The 14,561-nt window shown below is 67.3% G+C and carries 13 protein-coding genes, 1 other RNA gene and 1 pseudogene; 7 read left to right on the plus strand and 8 right to left on the minus strand.

The annotated features are described in order from the left end of the window. The first annotated feature begins 2 nt into the window (after nucleotides 1–2). Nucleotides 3–1,634: an ABC transporter ATP-binding protein gene (locus tag ABL312_RS19195; RefSeq protein WP_349359003.1), complete on the plus strand. Its 1,632-nt coding sequence runs from the start codon at nucleotides 3–5 to the stop codon at nucleotides 1,632–1,634. Nucleotides 1,635–1,889: 255 nt separating this feature from the next. On the opposite strand, the pseudogene ABL312_RS19200 reads toward ABL312_RS19195, so the two are convergent. From ABL312_RS19200 to ABL312_RS19235, 8 genes and pseudogenes are all read right to left on the minus strand, one after another. After that, nucleotides 1,890–2,175: pseudogene (locus tag ABL312_RS19200) on the minus strand (GIY-YIG nuclease family protein). A 134-nt stretch (nucleotides 2,176–2,309) separates the two neighbouring features. Continuing rightward, nucleotides 2,310–3,527 (minus strand): lytic murein transglycosylase, encoded by a 1,218-nt coding sequence (locus ABL312_RS19205; RefSeq protein ID WP_349359004.1) that lies wholly within the window; start codon nucleotides 3,525–3,527, stop codon nucleotides 2,310–2,312. Nucleotides 3,528–3,803: 276 nt separating this feature from the next. After that, on the minus strand, nucleotides 3,804–4,412 hold the full coding sequence (recR, locus tag ABL312_RS19210; protein ID WP_349359005.1) for a recombination mediator RecR: 609 nt from the start codon (nucleotides 4,410–4,412) through the stop codon (nucleotides 3,804–3,806). Nucleotides 4,413–4,419: 7 nt separating this feature from the next. Then, the gene (locus ABL312_RS19215; RefSeq protein ID WP_349359006.1) at nucleotides 4,420–4,740 is read right to left on the minus strand and encodes a YbaB/EbfC family nucleoid-associated protein; all 321 of its coding nucleotides are present in this window, start codon (nucleotides 4,738–4,740) and stop codon (nucleotides 4,420–4,422) included. A 53-nt stretch (nucleotides 4,741–4,793) separates the two neighbouring features. After that, the gene (locus tag ABL312_RS19220) at nucleotides 4,794–6,743 is read right to left on the minus strand and encodes a DNA polymerase III subunit gamma/tau (protein ID WP_349359007.1); all 1,950 of its coding nucleotides are present in this window, start codon (nucleotides 6,741–6,743) and stop codon (nucleotides 4,794–4,796) included. A gap of 169 nt (nucleotides 6,744–6,912) precedes the next feature. After that, nucleotides 6,913–7,010: signal recognition particle sRNA small type (gene ffs, locus ABL312_RS19225), an RNA gene on the minus strand. A gap of 89 nt (nucleotides 7,011–7,099) precedes the next feature. Next, entirely contained in the window at nucleotides 7,100–7,555 is a 456-nt protein-coding gene (locus ABL312_RS19230; protein WP_349359009.1) for a hypothetical protein, read from the minus strand. A gap of 63 nt (nucleotides 7,556–7,618) precedes the next feature. Then, nucleotides 7,619–9,259, minus strand: coding sequence for an acyl-CoA synthetase (locus ABL312_RS19235; protein WP_349359010.1), 1,641 nt, complete (start codon nucleotides 9,257–9,259; stop codon nucleotides 7,619–7,621). Nucleotides 9,260–9,500: 241 nt separating this feature from the next. On the opposite strand from ABL312_RS19235, the gene ABL312_RS19240 reads away from it, so the two are divergent. The 6 genes from ABL312_RS19240 (at nucleotide 9,501) to sdhA (ending at nucleotide 14,552) form a co-directional block, all read left to right on the plus strand. Next, nucleotides 9,501–9,917 carry an HIT family protein gene (locus ABL312_RS19240; protein WP_349359011.1) on the plus strand — a complete coding sequence of 139 codons (417 nt, stop codon included), beginning with the start codon at nucleotides 9,501–9,503 and terminating at the stop codon, nucleotides 9,915–9,917. Between the two features lie 80 nt (nucleotides 9,918–9,997). Then, a complete protein-coding gene (gene nudC, locus ABL312_RS19245) occupies nucleotides 9,998–10,936 on the plus strand; it encodes an NAD(+) diphosphatase (protein WP_349359012.1) in 939 nt (312 codons plus the stop codon). After that, complete coding sequence (locus ABL312_RS19250) at nucleotides 10,933–11,745, plus strand: sulfate transporter family protein (protein WP_374730154.1); 813 nt, start codon at nucleotides 10,933–10,935, stop codon at nucleotides 11,743–11,745. The genes nudC and ABL312_RS19250 overlap by 4 nt, the downstream gene beginning before the upstream one ends. A 177-nt stretch (nucleotides 11,746–11,922) precedes the next feature. Further along, a complete protein-coding gene (gene sdhC, locus ABL312_RS19255; RefSeq protein WP_349359013.1) occupies nucleotides 11,923–12,321 on the plus strand; it encodes a succinate dehydrogenase, cytochrome b556 subunit in 399 nt (132 codons plus the stop codon). A 13-nt stretch (nucleotides 12,322–12,334) separates the two neighbouring features. Continuing rightward, on the plus strand, nucleotides 12,335–12,718 hold the full coding sequence (gene sdhD / locus ABL312_RS19260; protein WP_349359014.1) for a succinate dehydrogenase, hydrophobic membrane anchor protein: 384 nt from the start codon (nucleotides 12,335–12,337) through the stop codon (nucleotides 12,716–12,718). 4 nt (nucleotides 12,719–12,722) lie between these two features. Further along, nucleotides 12,723–14,552: a succinate dehydrogenase flavoprotein subunit gene (gene sdhA, locus ABL312_RS19265; RefSeq protein ID WP_349359015.1), complete on the plus strand. Its 1,830-nt coding sequence runs from the start codon at nucleotides 12,723–12,725 to the stop codon at nucleotides 14,550–14,552. The last annotated feature ends 9 nt before the right edge of the window (nucleotides 14,553–14,561 follow it).

Here is a 14,561-nt window from a genome sequence, read left to right on the forward strand (position 1 = left end):
AGATGACCGACGCTCCCCTTCTCTCCGTGCGCGATCTCTCCGTCGCCTTCACCCAGAACGGCGCCACCAATCTGGCGGTCGACCGGATCTCCTTCGACATCGCGAAGGGCGAGACGGTGGCACTCGTTGGCGAATCCGGCTCCGGCAAGTCGGTCTCGGCGCTTTCGGCGGTGAAGCTCTTGCCCTATCCGGCCGCCTCGCATCCTTCCGGCGAGATCCGCTTCAAGGGCGAGGAGGTGCTCACCGCCGACGACGCGGCGCTGCGGCGCATGCGCGGCAACGAGATCTCGATGATCTTCCAGGAGCCGATGACCTCGCTCAATCCGCTGCATCCGGTGGAAAAGCAGATCGCGGAGGTCTTGAAGATCCACCGCGGCATGGGCGACACGGCCGCGCGCGCCCGCGTGCTGGAACTGCTCGACCAGGTCGGCATCCGCGACCCGGAAACCCGGCTGATGAGCTATCCGCATCAGCTCTCCGGCGGCCAGCGCCAGCGCGTGATGATCGCCATGGCGCTTGCCAACGAGCCGGATCTCCTGATCGCGGACGAGCCGACAACGGCGCTCGACGTCACCGTGCAGGCGCAGATCCTCAAGCTGTTGAAGGACATCCAGCGCGAGGCCGGCATGGGCATGCTGTTCATCACCCATGATCTGGGGATCGTGCGCAAGATGGCCGACCGGGTCTGCGTCATGACCAAGGGCAAGATCGTCGAGCAGGGGCCGGTGAAACGCATCTTCGACGCGCCGGAACACCCTTATACCAAACACCTTCTGGCGGCCGAGCCGAAGGGCACGCCGCCGCAGACCGACACGGACAAGCCGATTGTCGTCGAGGCGAAGGACATCAAGGTCTGGTTCCCGGTGAAGCGGGGGCTTCTGCGGCGCACCGTCGATCACATCAAGGCGGTCGACGGCATCGATCTCACCGTGCGCGAGGGGCAGACGCTCGGCATCGTCGGGGAATCCGGCTCCGGCAAGACGACGCTCGGGCTGGCGCTGCTCAGAATGATGTCCTCCACCGGCAAGATCCGCTTCGGCACGCGCGACATCGACACGCTGTCATGGAAGGACATGCGTCCGCTCAGGCGCGACATGCAGGTGGTGTTTCAGGACCCCTTCGGCTCGCTCAGCCCGCGCATGTCGGTGGCCGATATCGTCGGCGAGGGGCTGGAGGTGCATTTCCCGTCGATCTCGCGCGACGAGCGCGACGCCCGGGTCGCCGCAGCACTCGAGGAAGTGGGGCTCGACGCCACCACGCGCTTCCGCTACCCGCATGAATTCTCCGGCGGCCAGCGCCAGCGCATCTCGATTGCCCGCGCCATGGTGCTGGAGCCGAAGTTCGTGATGCTGGACGAGCCGACCTCGGCGCTCGACATGAGCGTGCAGGCGCAGGTGGTCGACCTCCTGCGCGACCTGCAGAAGCGCCACGACCTCGCCTATCTCTTCATCTCGCACGACCTGAAGGTGGTGCGCGCGCTCGCCAACGAGGTGGCGGTGATGAAGGCCGGCAAGATCGTGGAAGCGGGCCCGTCGGCGGAGATCTTCGACGCACCGAAAACCGACTACACCAGGGCGCTCATGGCCGCTGCCTTCCGCCTGGAAACGGCCGGCGAAGGGATCGTGAGCGAGTAGGGGGAGCCCTGACGGATGCTGCGCTCACAGCCCCTTCCGACACTCCTTTCGTCACCCCGGACGCAGGCGAAGCCGGAGATCCGGGGTCCATTGGCACCCTCGGCGGTGAGGGCCGCCCCCAATGCCGGCAAACCGGACTGCATTGCCCGACCGCATCCGCTCTGGAAGCGATTGGGCCCCGGATCTCCGCTTACGCTCCGTCCGGGGTGACGCAAGGAGGGCGGGGCAGTGCCGCCATCTGACACCATGGCTCCTTCAACGGTTCAAATCTTCGTAGAGATCGCGCCAATCGAAATTGTCGGCTTCGATAAGTCGGACCTTCCAGGCGCGACGCCAGCGTTTGAGACGTTTCTCGCGCTTTCGCATCCGCGATCGAGGAGTAGGTTTCATAATAAACGAGACGGGTCACGCCATGCCGTTTCGTGAAACCGTCGGCGTCCCCCGACCGATGCTCCTGAACCCGGCGGGAGATGTCGTTCGTTACGCCGACATAGAGCGTTCCCCGCGTTCGGCTTGCGAGGATGTACACGTAGTAGGACACCTATCCAGGGTGACGCGGACCGCACGGCCGGGCAAGCCGGAATGGAAGACTTGTTCAACACGCACCCGACCTCGCCGTCACGCCGGATGCAGCGAAGCGGAGATCCGGGGTGACGGCGGGCGAGCGTCTCGCCCTCACTCCAGCCAGCAGGTCGCTCTCCGCCCCGCCTTTTCCTGCTCGGCGCCCAGCGAGCGGCGGGTCTTGAAGCCGATGAGGCCGTCGGCGCCGCCGACGTCGTGGCCTTTTGCTTCCAGCGCCAACTGGATCTCGCGCACCGCGCCGCGCGAGCGGGTGCGGATTGCGTCCCAGCCCTGCACGAAGCCGCGATTGTTGGCGTAGCGGTCGGCGAGATGGCCGACGAAAAGCGCGTAGACGTCGGACTCATTGTAGGATTTCAGCACATAGAAATTGTCGGTGGCGAGGAACGCCGGGCCGTGCCGCCCCGCCGGCATCACCAGAAACCCCGGCTGCGGCACCTCATGCGCCGGAAAGGGGCGGTCGCGCACCCGTGTCACCCCGTCGGCGATCCAGGCCGAAATCGGCCGGCCGCGATCCGGCCCCTCGCGCGTGCAGGAGACGGCGGGCGGGATCACCGCCTCATAGCCCCAGTCGCGGCCCCGCACCCAGCCGTGCCATTGCAGATAACGCGCGATGGAGGCGAGCGTGTCCGGCACGGAAGTCCAGATGTCGCGCCGGCCGTTCCCGTCGAAATCGACCGCATGGCGCAGGAAGCTCGAGGGCAGGAACTGCGGCTGCCCCATCGCCCCGCCCCAGGAGCTTTTCATGCGCGACCGGGAAATGTGGCCCTGCGCCAGGATCTGCAGCGCCGCGACCGTCTCGCCCTTGAAGAGATCCCGGCGCTGGCCCATGAAGGCGCGGGTTGCCAGCGTGCGCAGCGCGTCCTTGGGGATGGCGGCGGTGCCATAGGCGGATTCGCGCGCCCAGATCGCCAGCACGATGCGCCCCGGCACGCCGGTCTCGCGTTCGATGCGTCGAAGCGTTGCCGCATGGCGCTCGGCAAGACGGCGGCCCTGTGCCACCAGCGCGTTGAACTGATTGTCGGAGAAGTAGCGCGAGGGCGCGCGAAACTCGGCCTGATAGTTGACCGGCGGCGGGCCCGCGTCCTCGCCCGGTCTTCCAAGGCCCGGAAGCGAGGTGTCCGGCGTGAGGCCGGCAAGCTCGCGGGTCAGCACCGCCTGCGGCACGCCGGCGGCCCGGGCCGCAGGAACGATCTCGGCCTCGAGAAAGGCGCGGAACTGCGCGTCATACGGTCCGGCGGCGACAGGCGTGTCCAGTGCGACCAGAAGGGCCAGACAGCCGGCGAGGCGAGAAAGCAGGCGGCGACAGAACAAGGGGCGCCCAAACAGGGGGCGACAAAACAGGGGGCGCCAAAACAGGGATCGACGGCGCATGGCGTCCTCCGGCGAAACGCGGGTGGGGCAAGCCTAGAGCATTTCTCGTGAATGCCGAACCACTCGAAATGCTCTATGTCTTCGTCTTTACGCAATTTCGCGAACGCAAAAGTCTCCAACTTTTGCTGAAATTGCTCTAGCAAGCCCGCGCCCCGCGAGGGAAGCGACGTGGCGCAGGGGGCAAGCGGATCGGCCGCCATCCTCCGAAGCCCGCTGTCAGAAGGAGGTGCGCGCCTTGAGCGCCTGGGCGAGCGTGCCCTCGTCGAGATAGTCGAGTTCGCCGCCCACCGGCACGCCATGGGCGAGCCGGGTGACGCGGACGTCGAAGCCGCGCAGCCGGTCGGTGATGTAATGCGCCGTGGTCTGGCCCTCGACGGTGGCGTTGACCGCCAGCACGATCTCGGACACTTCGCCCTGCGCCACCCGCTCGATCAGCTGCGCGATGGTGAGATCTTCCGGCCCGATGCCGTCGAGCGGCGACAGCGTGCCGCCGAGCACATGATAGCGGCAGTCGAGCGCGCCGGCGCGTTCCAGCGCCCAGAGGTCGGCGACGTCCTCCACCACCACGATGGTCGACGCGTCGCGGCGCGGGTCGGAGCAGATCGTGCAGGGATCGCAGGTGTCGACGGTGCCGCAGGTCGAACACACGGTCACGCGCTCCACCGCCACCCCCATTGCCTGGGCGAGCGGGATCAGCAGCTGGTCCTTCTTCTTGATCAGATGAAGGGCGGCCCGGCGGGCCGAGCGCGGGCCCAGCCCCGGCAGCTTGGCCAGCAGCTGGATCAGCTTCTCGACCTCCGGTCCCGCGACGGCGCGGTTGCTCATGGGGCGGTCAGAACGGCAGCTTGAAGCCGGCCGGCAGGCCGAGGCCGCCCATCAGCTCCTGCGTCTTTTCCTGCATCATCTGGTCGGCCTTGGCCTTGGCGTCCTGATGCGCGGCGAGGATCAGATCCTCCAGGATCTCGACCTCGTCCTCCTTGGCGAGCGACGGGTCGATCTTGAGCGCGGTCATCTCGCCCTTGCCGGTCAGCGTGACGGTGACCATGCCGGCGCCGGAGGTGCCCTCGACGGTCAAGGCGGCGATCTCTTCCTGCAGCGAGCCCATCTGCTCCTGCATCTGCTTCGCCTGTTTCATCATTTTCAGAAAGTCCATGGCCTGTCTCCCTGGCAGCCACGCGCGCGGACCGCCGCGTCGCCGGATGCGTGTCAGATGTCGGGGTCGGTGTCGTCCGCGTCCGTCTCGCTGTCAAGGCCCGGCTCGAGCGCGGGGTCGGTCTCGCTCGCGGTCACCCGTACGTCGACCACCTTGGCGCCGGGAAAGGCCTCGAGCAGCGCGGCCACCGCCGGCTCGGCGCGCGCATCGGCGAAGCGCTGGCGCCTGTGCGCCTCGCGCTCCTCGGCGATCGTCGGCCGGCCGTGCGTGCGCGACACGGTGACGATCCAGCGCATGCCGGTCCACTCGGTGAGCTTGCGCCCGAGCTTGCCGGCGAGATCCGGATCGGCGTTCTCCACCGGCTGGAACTCGATGCGCCCCGGCTCGAAGCGCACCAGCTTCATCTGATGCTCGATGAGAAAGCGCAGCTGAATGTCGCGGTTTTCCGCCGCAAGCGCGGCGCAATCGGCGAGCGAGGCGAGTGCCACGGAGGGCTGCGGGGCCGGGCTTGCCTCGGGCGCACGGGCAGGCGCCTGCCGCGCGCCGCCGGACACGGCCTGAAGCCTCGGCGGCGCCGGGCTCTGTGGGGCTTGGGCTTGCGGGGCTTGGGCTTGCGGGGCCGGCTCCGGTGTCGCTGCCGGTGCCGGAGCGGCGGCCTGCGGCGCTTGCGATGCAGGCGCGTCCCCTTCGGACGCAGAGGGCGCAGGGGACGCAGAGGGCGCAGGCGCGGCGGAAGACGATGGCGCGGCCGGTGCGGAGGCCGGGAGCTTTGCCGCGAGTTCCGGCGCATTGCCGGCGCGCAGCAGCTTCAGCGCCTCTTCCGGGTCTGGCAGGTCGGCGGCATAGGCGATCCGCACAAGCACCATGTCGGCGGCGAGATGCGGTTTCGGCGCGGCCTGCACCTCGGCGATGCCCTTGAGCAGCATCTGCCAGCAGCGCGACAGCACGCGCAGCGACAGGCCCTCGGCAAGCTCGCGCCCGCGCAGGCGCTCGGCCTCGGTGACGGAGGCCTCGTCGCCGGCTTCCGGCACGATCTTGAGCCGGGTCACCAGATGGGTGAATTCGGCAAGATCCGACAGCACCACGACCGGATCGGCGCCGACGTCGTATTGCGCGCGGAACTCGCCCATGGCGGCGGCCGCGTCGCCCTTCATGAGATGGGTAAAGAGGTCGATGATGCGGGCCCGGTCGGCCAGCCCCAGCATGGCGCGCACGGTCTCGGCGTCGACCGGCGCATCCGCCGCGCCGCCAGACCCGCCGCCAGACCCATGCGCCATGGCCTGATCGAGCAGCGACAGGGAATCGCGCGCCGATCCCTCGCCGGCGCGGGCGATCAGCGCCAGCGCCTCGTCGGTCACGGCGATGCCCTCGGCCTGCGAGATCCGCCGCAGCAGGCCGACGAGCTTGTCCGCGTCGATGCGGCGCAGGTCGAAGCGCTGGCAGCGGGACAGGACCGTCACCGGAACCTTGCGGATCTCGGTGGTGGCGAAGATGAACTTCACATGCTCCGGCGGCTCCTCGAGCGTCTTCAGCAGCCCGTTGAAGGCCGACTTCGACAGCATGTGCACTTCGTCGATGATGTAGACCTTGTAGCGCGCCGAGGCGGGCCGGTAGCGCGCGGCTTCCGTGATCTCGCGGATGTCGTCGATGCCGGTGTGCGAGGCGGCGTCCATCTCGATCACGTCGACATGGCGCCCGTCCATGATCGCCTCGCAATGCACGCCGAGACGGTCCAGCTCGACGGTGGGGCGGTCGGCCTCGCCGGGGATCTCGTAGTTGAGGCCGCGCGCGAGAATGCGCGCCGTCGTGGTCTTGCCCACGCCGCGCACGCCGGTCAGCATCCAGGCCTGCGCGATGCGCCCGGTTTCGAAGGCATTCTTGAGGGTGCGCACCATCGGCTCCTGGCCGACGAGATCCTCGAAGCTCTTCGGCCGGTACTTGCGCGCAAGCACCCGGTAGCCGGCGCCGTCCTGATCTGGCGAAGAAGGAATGAGCCCGTCCATGGGAGGCACCTTAACGGCGCGGTGCGGCGTTGTTGAGGCGAATCTGGTCAGCACCGGCGATTTGTGCCCGTGTTGCACACGCGCGGTGCGGGCCGGCCCACCCGTATCGCATGGCCCGATCTCGCCGGACGTTCATGCGGGTACCGGCAGAATGTGAGCGGGGGGAAGGGTGGGAGGCTGGCACGGTGACCCGTGCCGAAACTCGTTGGGGCTGCTTCCTTCCGGACCTGACCCGGTTGGCGAGTGGCGCGTCCACCACCAACCTCCCGGCCCCTATATGTTCGCTCATGCCGTTCGATGCAAGGGAAATCCGGTCATGTCGCACTCCCCATCTACGCACTTTAAGGTGTTACAAATCAGGTGCATGTTAGTGAAATGCAGCCAAATACAAATAATAATGTAGAAATCGACCCCGCAAAAATAGCTAGCCTATATGTTAAGTTCACCTTTTCTTTTGAGTGAAACAAAAAATCTTCGGGATCTTTCATGCCATCCAATACGTATTTTCGAACCCTCTGGGAGTAGTTTTGGGAGTGCATCATGTAGTTCCGCCAGCCTAGCGCTCCACACCCAATTGCGAAGATTACTCCAAATGTAAAAAAATAAATTGAAGTCTTTACATTATTTTTTAATTCGAAAGAATTTATTTGGCCTCCTTCAAGAGTTGAGAGAATGCCAACGAGTGCGCCGCCGTGTATCAAAAACAAGGCGCCTGTGACCCATCTGCCATACGCGGCGGATGCTTCAAAAGCAGCTATCTCCATGTCTTTGAAGTAATTGTAGCGTGCTTCGTTGAATTCGTCGATTGACATTCTGTGAGTCCTTCAAATTAGTTGGGCTGGAATTCGTGTGAATCGTCTCAGCCGCCGCGCGAGCTATAAGTCGGCGGGGGTCTCGGCCGCCGCGCGGGCGCGCAGCTCGCGGCGGATGATCTTGCCCGTGGTCGTCATCGGCAGTGCGTCGACGAAGTCGATCTCGCGGGGATATTCATGCGCGGCGAGCCGGGACTTGACGTGCGTCTTGAGCTCCTCGGCGAGTGCTTCGGACGGCGCGTGCCCCTCGGCCAGCACCACGAAGGCCTTGACGATCTCGGTGCGCTGCGGGTCCGGCTTGCCGACCACGCCGGCGAGCGCGACGGCCGGATGGCCGATCAGGCAGTCCTCGATCTCGCCGGGGCCGATGCGGTAGCCGGCCGAGGTGATGACGTCGTCGTCGCGCCCGACGAAGCGGATCCAGCCGTCGGCGTCCTCAACGCCCATGTCGCCGGTCAGCAGATAGTCGCCGGCGAATTTGGCCCGCGTCGCCTCCGGGTTGTTCCAGTAGCCGAGGAACATGACCGGATCGCCGCGCTTCACGCCGATCACGCCCTGGTCGCCGGCCGGCAGCGGCGTCCCGTCGGGGCCGACAATGGCGAGAGCGTGCCCCGGCACCGGCTTGCCCATGATGCCGGGCCGCGCGGGCATGAGGGCCGCGCAGGAGGACACGATCATGTTGCACTCGGTCTGGCCGTAGAACTCGTTGATGGTGACGCCGAAGGTCTCCCGCCCCCAGTCGAGAAGCTCGGCGCCCAGCGTCTCGCCGCCGCTGGCGATGGTGCGTACATCGAGCGGCACGGAGGGTTTCGGCACGCCGTGAGCGCGCATCATCTTCAGCGCCGTTGGCGGCAGGAAGGCATTGCGCACGCCCTCGCGCGCCATCAGCTCGAAGGCCGCCTCGGCGGTGAATTTCGCGAAGCGGCAGGAGACGACCGGCACGCCGTGAAAGAGCGCGGGCATCAGCACGTCGAGCAGCCCGCCGATCCAGGCCCAGTCCGCCGGCGTCCAGATCCGGTCGCCCGCCTGCGGGAAGAAATCGTGGCTCATCTCCACACCCGGCAGATGTCCGAGCAGCACGCGATGGGCATGCAGCGCGCCCTTGGGTTGCCCGGTCGTGCCGGAGGTATAGATCAGGATCGCCGGATCGTCGGCGGCGGTGTCGACGGGCGCGAACTCCGCCGGTTGAGCGGCGAGGGCGGCATGGAGGTCCGTCGTGCCGGGATGCGGGCCGTCGATCGTGTAGACATGGACAAGCTCCGGCAGCCGATCGCGGATCGCGGCAAGCTTGGCCGCACCGCCGGCATCGGTGATCACGGCCCTCGCGCCGGAATCGGCGAGGCGATAGGCCAGCGCCTCCTCGCCGAACAGCGTGAACAGCGGAATGGTGATCGCGCCGAGCTTGAGCGCCGCGATGTGGCCGGCGGCCGTCTCCTTCGCTTGCGGCAGCAGGATGCCGACCCGGTCGCCGCGCCGCACGCCGTCGGCGACCAGCCGGTTGGCGATGCGGTTCGACAGCGCCTTGAGGTCGGCGAAGGTCAGCTCTTCGCGGGTACCGTCCTCGGCGATGCAGATGAGCGCCGTGCGGTCCGGCGCGCGCGCAGCACCCGCGTCGCAGATCGCCTCGCCGATGTTGAAGCGCGCGGGCACCTCCCAGCGAAAGGCGTCGACGAGCGCGTCATAGGTGTCGGCACGCGGCAGCATGGCGGATCCTCCCGGGATGCGGCGCGTTGACCGCGCCCGTTGTGGTCTGGAGTCAGTATCGTTCTGGATGCAATGCGCAGGGCGCGACCGTCAACGGCAATCGCACCGTTGGATGTGCAAGCGGGAGGGCTGCGGGCCGGTCGCGCCCGGCCGGTCGCATCTGTATAGTGGCGCTCCGCCGGGCGCGCGTTCGCGGCCGCCGATCCCACGCCACATGCGCCATTCGGGCCAGGAGCCAGTCATGCCCCGTTTCGACCTCGACCCGCGCCTGGCCGCCGACAGCCTGCCGGTCGCCGATCTCGATCTCGCCACCGTGCGGCTGATGAGCGACAGCCGCTTTCCCTGGCTGCTGGTGATCCCGCAAAGGCCCGATCTCGTCGATCTCATCGATCTCGCGCCGGCGGAGCAGGTCGCCTTGATGGCGGAACTCGACCGCGTGGCCCGGGCGCTCAAGGCGGAAACCGGCTGCCCCAAGCTCAATGTCGCGGCACTCGGCAACATGGTGCCGCAGCTGCATGTGCATGTGATCGCCCGCTTTCCCGAGGATGCGGCCTGGCCCGGTCCCGTCTGGGGCGTCGGCACGGCGGAACCCTATGCGCCGGAGGTCGCGCAGGCCCTGGCGTCCCGGCTCGCCGCCCGGCTGGTCGACGCGGGATAGGCCGGCCCGACACCGAGGCCCGCACCCGCGCGATGCCGAACACCCGACAAGACCGACAAGACCGAAGAAACCGAGGCCCCATGACCATTGATTCGCCGATGCCCTTCGGCTTCGCCTTTCAGGGCAATCCGCTCGACCGCCAGTCCGAGCATCGCGGCGATGCCGCCTGGCTCGCCCGGCACCGCGACAGCGCCGCCGCCCGTTATGTGTTCTTCTGTGAGGGGCGCGTCGTCGCCGATGTGCGGGGCGAGACGCCGGGGCTCCTGCAGCCGCGCGCGTTCGGCGATCGCATCGGGCTCGACGGGGAGGACGTGCTGCTCGGCTTCGGCGATTCCGATGCGGCGCCGGTCTTCGCCGCGCGGCTCGCAGTCAGCGTCGAGGCGCTGGAGACGGACACCCCCGGGGTGAAATGCATCGACGTGCGCTCGCTCGCCGCCCAGGCGGGCCTGCCGGCGGGCGACCTCGGCATGGTGGCGCAGGCGAGTTCGCTGCTCCATTGGCACGCGACGCATCGCTTCTGCTCGCGCTGCGGGGCGGAAAGCGCGATGACGCAGGGCGGCTACCGGCGCGATTGCCCGGCCTGCGGCGGGCTGCATTTCCCGCGCACCGATCCGGTGGCGATCATGCTGGTCACCCATGGCGACGACTGCCTGCTGGGACGCCCCCCGCGTTTGCCCGAGGGCGTCCATTCGACGCTCGCCGGCTTCATCGAGCCGGGCGAGACCATCGAGGAAGCGGTGCGGCGCGAGGTCTTCGAGGAAGCCGGCATTCATGTCGGCGCGGTGTCCTATCTGGCGAGCCAGCCGTGGCCCTTTCCCGCCTCGCTGATGATCGGCTGCCAGGGCACCGCGACCACGCGGGCCATCACGATGGACGAAAGCGAACTGGAGGCCTGCCGCTGGTTCTCGCGCGACGAGGTCCGCGCCATGCTGGCCGATACGCATCCCGACGGGGTCCGGGTGCCGCCGGCGCTCTCCATCGCCCATTGGCTGATTCGCACCTGGGTCGAGCGGGGGTGAGCCCGGGCGGGTGGCTGGCGCTGGCCCTTGCGGGACAGGTCGCGCCCGCCTACCTGAGCGGACGCCGGGTTCCGACGCGCGGCCTTCGCCTGTTCCCCAACCTGAGATCGCTCGACACGATGATCGCTTCCGCCCTTCGCGCCCTGACCCAGATCTTCGAGCCGCCCTTGCGGGCGATCTTCTGGAAGACGCTCGGGTACACGCTGCTGCTGCTGTTGCTCGTCTGGGTGGCGCTCAACGGGGCGGTGGCGACCCTCGTGGTCCTGCCCTATCCCTGGCTCGAGACGGCGCTGTCGCTCCTGACCGGCATCGGCGCGATCTTTCTGCTCGGCTTTCTGGTGGCGCCCGTCACGGCGGTCATCGCCGGCATCCTGCAGGACGATATCGCCGAGGTGGTGGAGCGCGGCGACTATCCGGCCGATCCGCCGGGCAAGGCGATGCCGCTCGCCCAGGCGCTGCCGCAGGCGATCAAGTTCACCGGCGTGGTGATCGCCGGCAACCTGCTCGCCCTGGTGCTGCTGCTGGTGCCGGGGGTGAACCTGATCGCCTTCGCGGTGGTCAACGGCTATCTGCTGGGGCGCGAGTTCTTCGAGTTCGCCGCCATGCGCTTTCGCGCGCCGGAGGAGGCCCGGGCCTTCCGCCGTCAGCATTCCACGACCGTCTTTCTGGCCGGTCTCGCCATCGCCGGCTTTCTCGCCATCCCGCTGCTGAACCTGCTGACCCCGATCTTCGCGACCGTGCTGATGGTGCATCTGCACAAGAGGTTGACCTATAGGGAAGGTCGCGTCCCCGTCGCCCGCCATCCCTGAGTTTCCCGCCCATATCGCCGCTCCGTCAAAGGGTCCGGACTGCCTTCGCCGATAGTTGCTTTGACGTTTCGGCATGATGGCGCTAGAAGGCAGGCATACAAGGCCCTGATTTAGCTGTCGTTTACGTAAACGTAAGCCTTGACGCGACGGCCGTGACGGGAAACGGGAGAACGACCCATGTCGGATGTCGGGATGAAAAACAGCCGGCCGCTTTCGCCGCATATCCAGATTTACAAGCCCATCTTCACGATGATCATGTCGATCCTGCACCGCATCACCGGCGGCGCGCTCTATTTCGGCACGATCCTGGTCGCGTGGTGGCTCGTTGCCGCGGCCGCCGGTCCGGCTTATTTCGATTTCGTGAACGCGATTTACGGGTCGATCCTCGGGCGGCTGGTGCTGTTCGGCTTCACCTGGGCACTGCTCCACCACATGCTCGGCGGCCTGCGTCACTTCATCTGGGACATGGGTCACGGCTTCGGCCCCGAGGCGCGCGAATGGCTCGCCCGCGCGACGCTCGCCGGCTCGGTTTCGCTGACGGTCCTGCTGTGGATCATCGGTTACGCGGTTCGTTGAGGGAGACATCATCATGAGCGACATGCGCACCCCCCTCGCCAGGGTCCGCGGACTGGGATCCGCGAAGGACGGCACCGACCACTTCTGGCGCCAGCGCGTCACCGCGGTGGCCAACGTCGTGCTGATCTCCTTCTTCATTGTCCTGATCGTCGCGCTTCAGGGCGGCAGCCACGCCGACGTGTCGGCGGCCCTTGCCAATCCGCTGGTGGCGATCATCTTGCTCCTCGTGATCCTGTCGGCCGTCTATCACATGAAGCTCGGCATGCAGGTGATCATCGAGGACTACATCCACGGCGAGGGGCTGAAGTTCCTGTCGCTGATGGGCAACACCTTCTTTTCGGCGTTCATCGGCTTTGCCTCGATCTTCGCCGTTCTCAAGATCAGCTTCGGAGGCTGAAACCATGGCAGGACAAGCCTATTCCTTTGTCGATCACTCCTATGACGTGGTCGTCGTCGGAGCCGGCGGCGCGGGTCTGCGCGCGACGCTGGGCATGGCCGAGCAGGGGCTCAGAACCGCCTGCATCACCAAGGTGTTCCCGACCCGCTCGCACACGGTCGCGGCGCAGGGCGGCATCGCCGCCAGCCTGCAGAACATGACGCCCGACTGCTGGCAGTGGCACATGTATGACACCGTCAAGGGCTCCGACTGGCTCGGCGATACCGACGCCATGGAGTATCTGGCCCGCGAGGCGCCCAAGGCGGTCTACGAGCTGGAGCATTACGGCGTGCCCTTCTCGCGCACCGAGGACGGGCGCATCTACCAGCGCCCCTTCGGCGGCCACATGCAGAACTACGGCGACGGCCCCCCGGTGCAGCGCACCTGCGCGGCCGCCGACCGCACCGGCCACGCCATCCTGCACACGCTCTACGGCCAGTCCCTGCGGAACAACGCCGAATTCTACATCGAGTATTTCGCTCTCGACCTGATCATGTCGGACGACGGCGAGTGCCAGGGCGTGATTGCCTGGAACCTCGATGACGGGACGATCCATCGCTTTGCCGCCAAGATGGTGGTTCTGGCGACCGGCGGCTACGGCCGCGCCTATTTCTCGGCGACCTCGGCCCACACCTGCACCGGCGACGGCGGCGGCATGGTGGCGCGCGCCGGCCTGCCGCTTCAGGACATGGAATTCGTCCAGTTCCACCCGACCGGGATTTACGGCGCCGGCTGCCTCATCACCGAGGGCGCGCGCGGCGAGGGCGGCTATCTGGTCAACTCCGAGGGCGAGCGCTTCATGGAGCGCTATGCGCCGTCGGCCAAGGATCTCGCCTCGCGCGACGTCGTGTCGCGCTGCATGACCATGGAGATCCGCGAAGGCCGCGGGGTGGGCAAGAACAAGGATCACATCTTCCTGCATCTCGACCATCTGGATCCGGACATCCTGGCCGAGCGCCTGCCGGGCATCTCGGAATCGGCGCGCATCTTCGCCGGCGTCGATGTCACCAAGGAGCCGATCCCGGTGCTGCCGACCGTTCACTACAACATGGGCGGCATCCCGACGAACTACTGGGGCGAGGTGCTGAACCCCACCAAGGACGATCCGAACGCCATCCAGCCCGGCCTCATGGCCGTCGGCGAGGCGGGCTGCGCCTCGGTGCATGGCGCCAACCGTCTCGGGTCCAACTCTCTGATCGACCTTGTGGTCTTTGGCCGCGCGGCGGCGATCCGCGCGGCGGAGGTCGTCGATCCGAAGTCGGCCGTGCCGACGCCGAACGAGGCGAGCTGCGACAAGATCATGGCCCGCTTCGACAAGCTGCGCCATGCCGACGGGGCGACGCCGACCGCGCAGCTGCGCGAGAAGATGCAGCGCGCCATGCAGGAAGACGCCGCCGTCTTCCGCACGCAGGACAGCCTCAAGCAGGGCTGCGACCGCCTGACGGCGATCTGGGGCGAGCTCGGCGACCTCAAGGTCACCGACCGTTCGATGATCTGGAACTCCGATCTGGTGGAAACGCTGGAGCTGGAGAACCTGATGGCCAATGCCATCACCACCGTCTACGGCGCCGAAGCCCGCAAGGAAAGCCGTGGCGCCCATGCCCGCGAGGACTACAAGGACGGTCCGATGGGCGGGCGCAACGACGACGACTGGCGCAAGCACACGCTCGCCTGGGTGAGCGAGGCCGGCGAGGTCCGTCTCGACTACCGCCCGGTGATCGTCGATCCGCTGACCTCGCACAACGAGGGCGGCATCGACCCGGCCAAGATCGCGCCCAAGGCGCGCGTCTACTGACCGGTTGGC

It is taken from the genome of Stappia sp., from assembly GCF_040110915.1.
In the GTDB taxonomy this organism is placed as follows: domain Bacteria; phylum Pseudomonadota; class Alphaproteobacteria; order Rhizobiales; family Stappiaceae; genus Stappia.

Coding starts and splice junctions, on each gene's coding strand:
- ABL312_RS19240 (WP_349359011.1), top strand. CDS start 9,501: ATGCCCCGTTTCGACCTCGACCCGCGCCTGGCCGCCGACAGCCTGCCG.
- ABL312_RS19235 (WP_349359010.1), bottom strand. CDS start 9,259: ATGCTGCCGCGTGCCGACACCTATGACGCGCTCGTCGACGCCTTTCGC.
- ABL312_RS19215 (WP_349359006.1), bottom strand. CDS start 4,740: ATGGACTTTCTGAAAATGATGAAACAGGCGAAGCAGATGCAGGAGCAG.
- ABL312_RS19195 (WP_349359003.1), top strand. CDS start 3: ATGACCGACGCTCCCCTTCTCTCCGTGCGCGATCTCTCCGTCGCCTTC.
- ABL312_RS19220 (WP_349359007.1), bottom strand. CDS start 6,743: ATGGACGGGCTCATTCCTTCTTCGCCAGATCAGGACGGCGCCGGCTAC.
- sdhA (WP_349359015.1), top strand. CDS start 12,723: ATGGCAGGACAAGCCTATTCCTTTGTCGATCACTCCTATGACGTGGTC.
- sdhD (WP_349359014.1), top strand. CDS start 12,335: ATGAGCGACATGCGCACCCCCCTCGCCAGGGTCCGCGGACTGGGATCC.
- sdhC (WP_349359013.1), top strand. CDS start 11,923: ATGTCGGATGTCGGGATGAAAAACAGCCGGCCGCTTTCGCCGCATATC.
- recR (WP_349359005.1), bottom strand. CDS start 4,412: ATGAGCAACCGCGCCGTCGCGGGACCGGAGGTCGAGAAGCTGATCCAG.
- ABL312_RS19230 (WP_349359009.1), bottom strand. CDS start 7,555: ATGTCAATCGACGAATTCAACGAAGCACGCTACAATTACTTCAAAGAC.
- nudC (WP_349359012.1), top strand. CDS start 9,998: ATGACCATTGATTCGCCGATGCCCTTCGGCTTCGCCTTTCAGGGCAAT.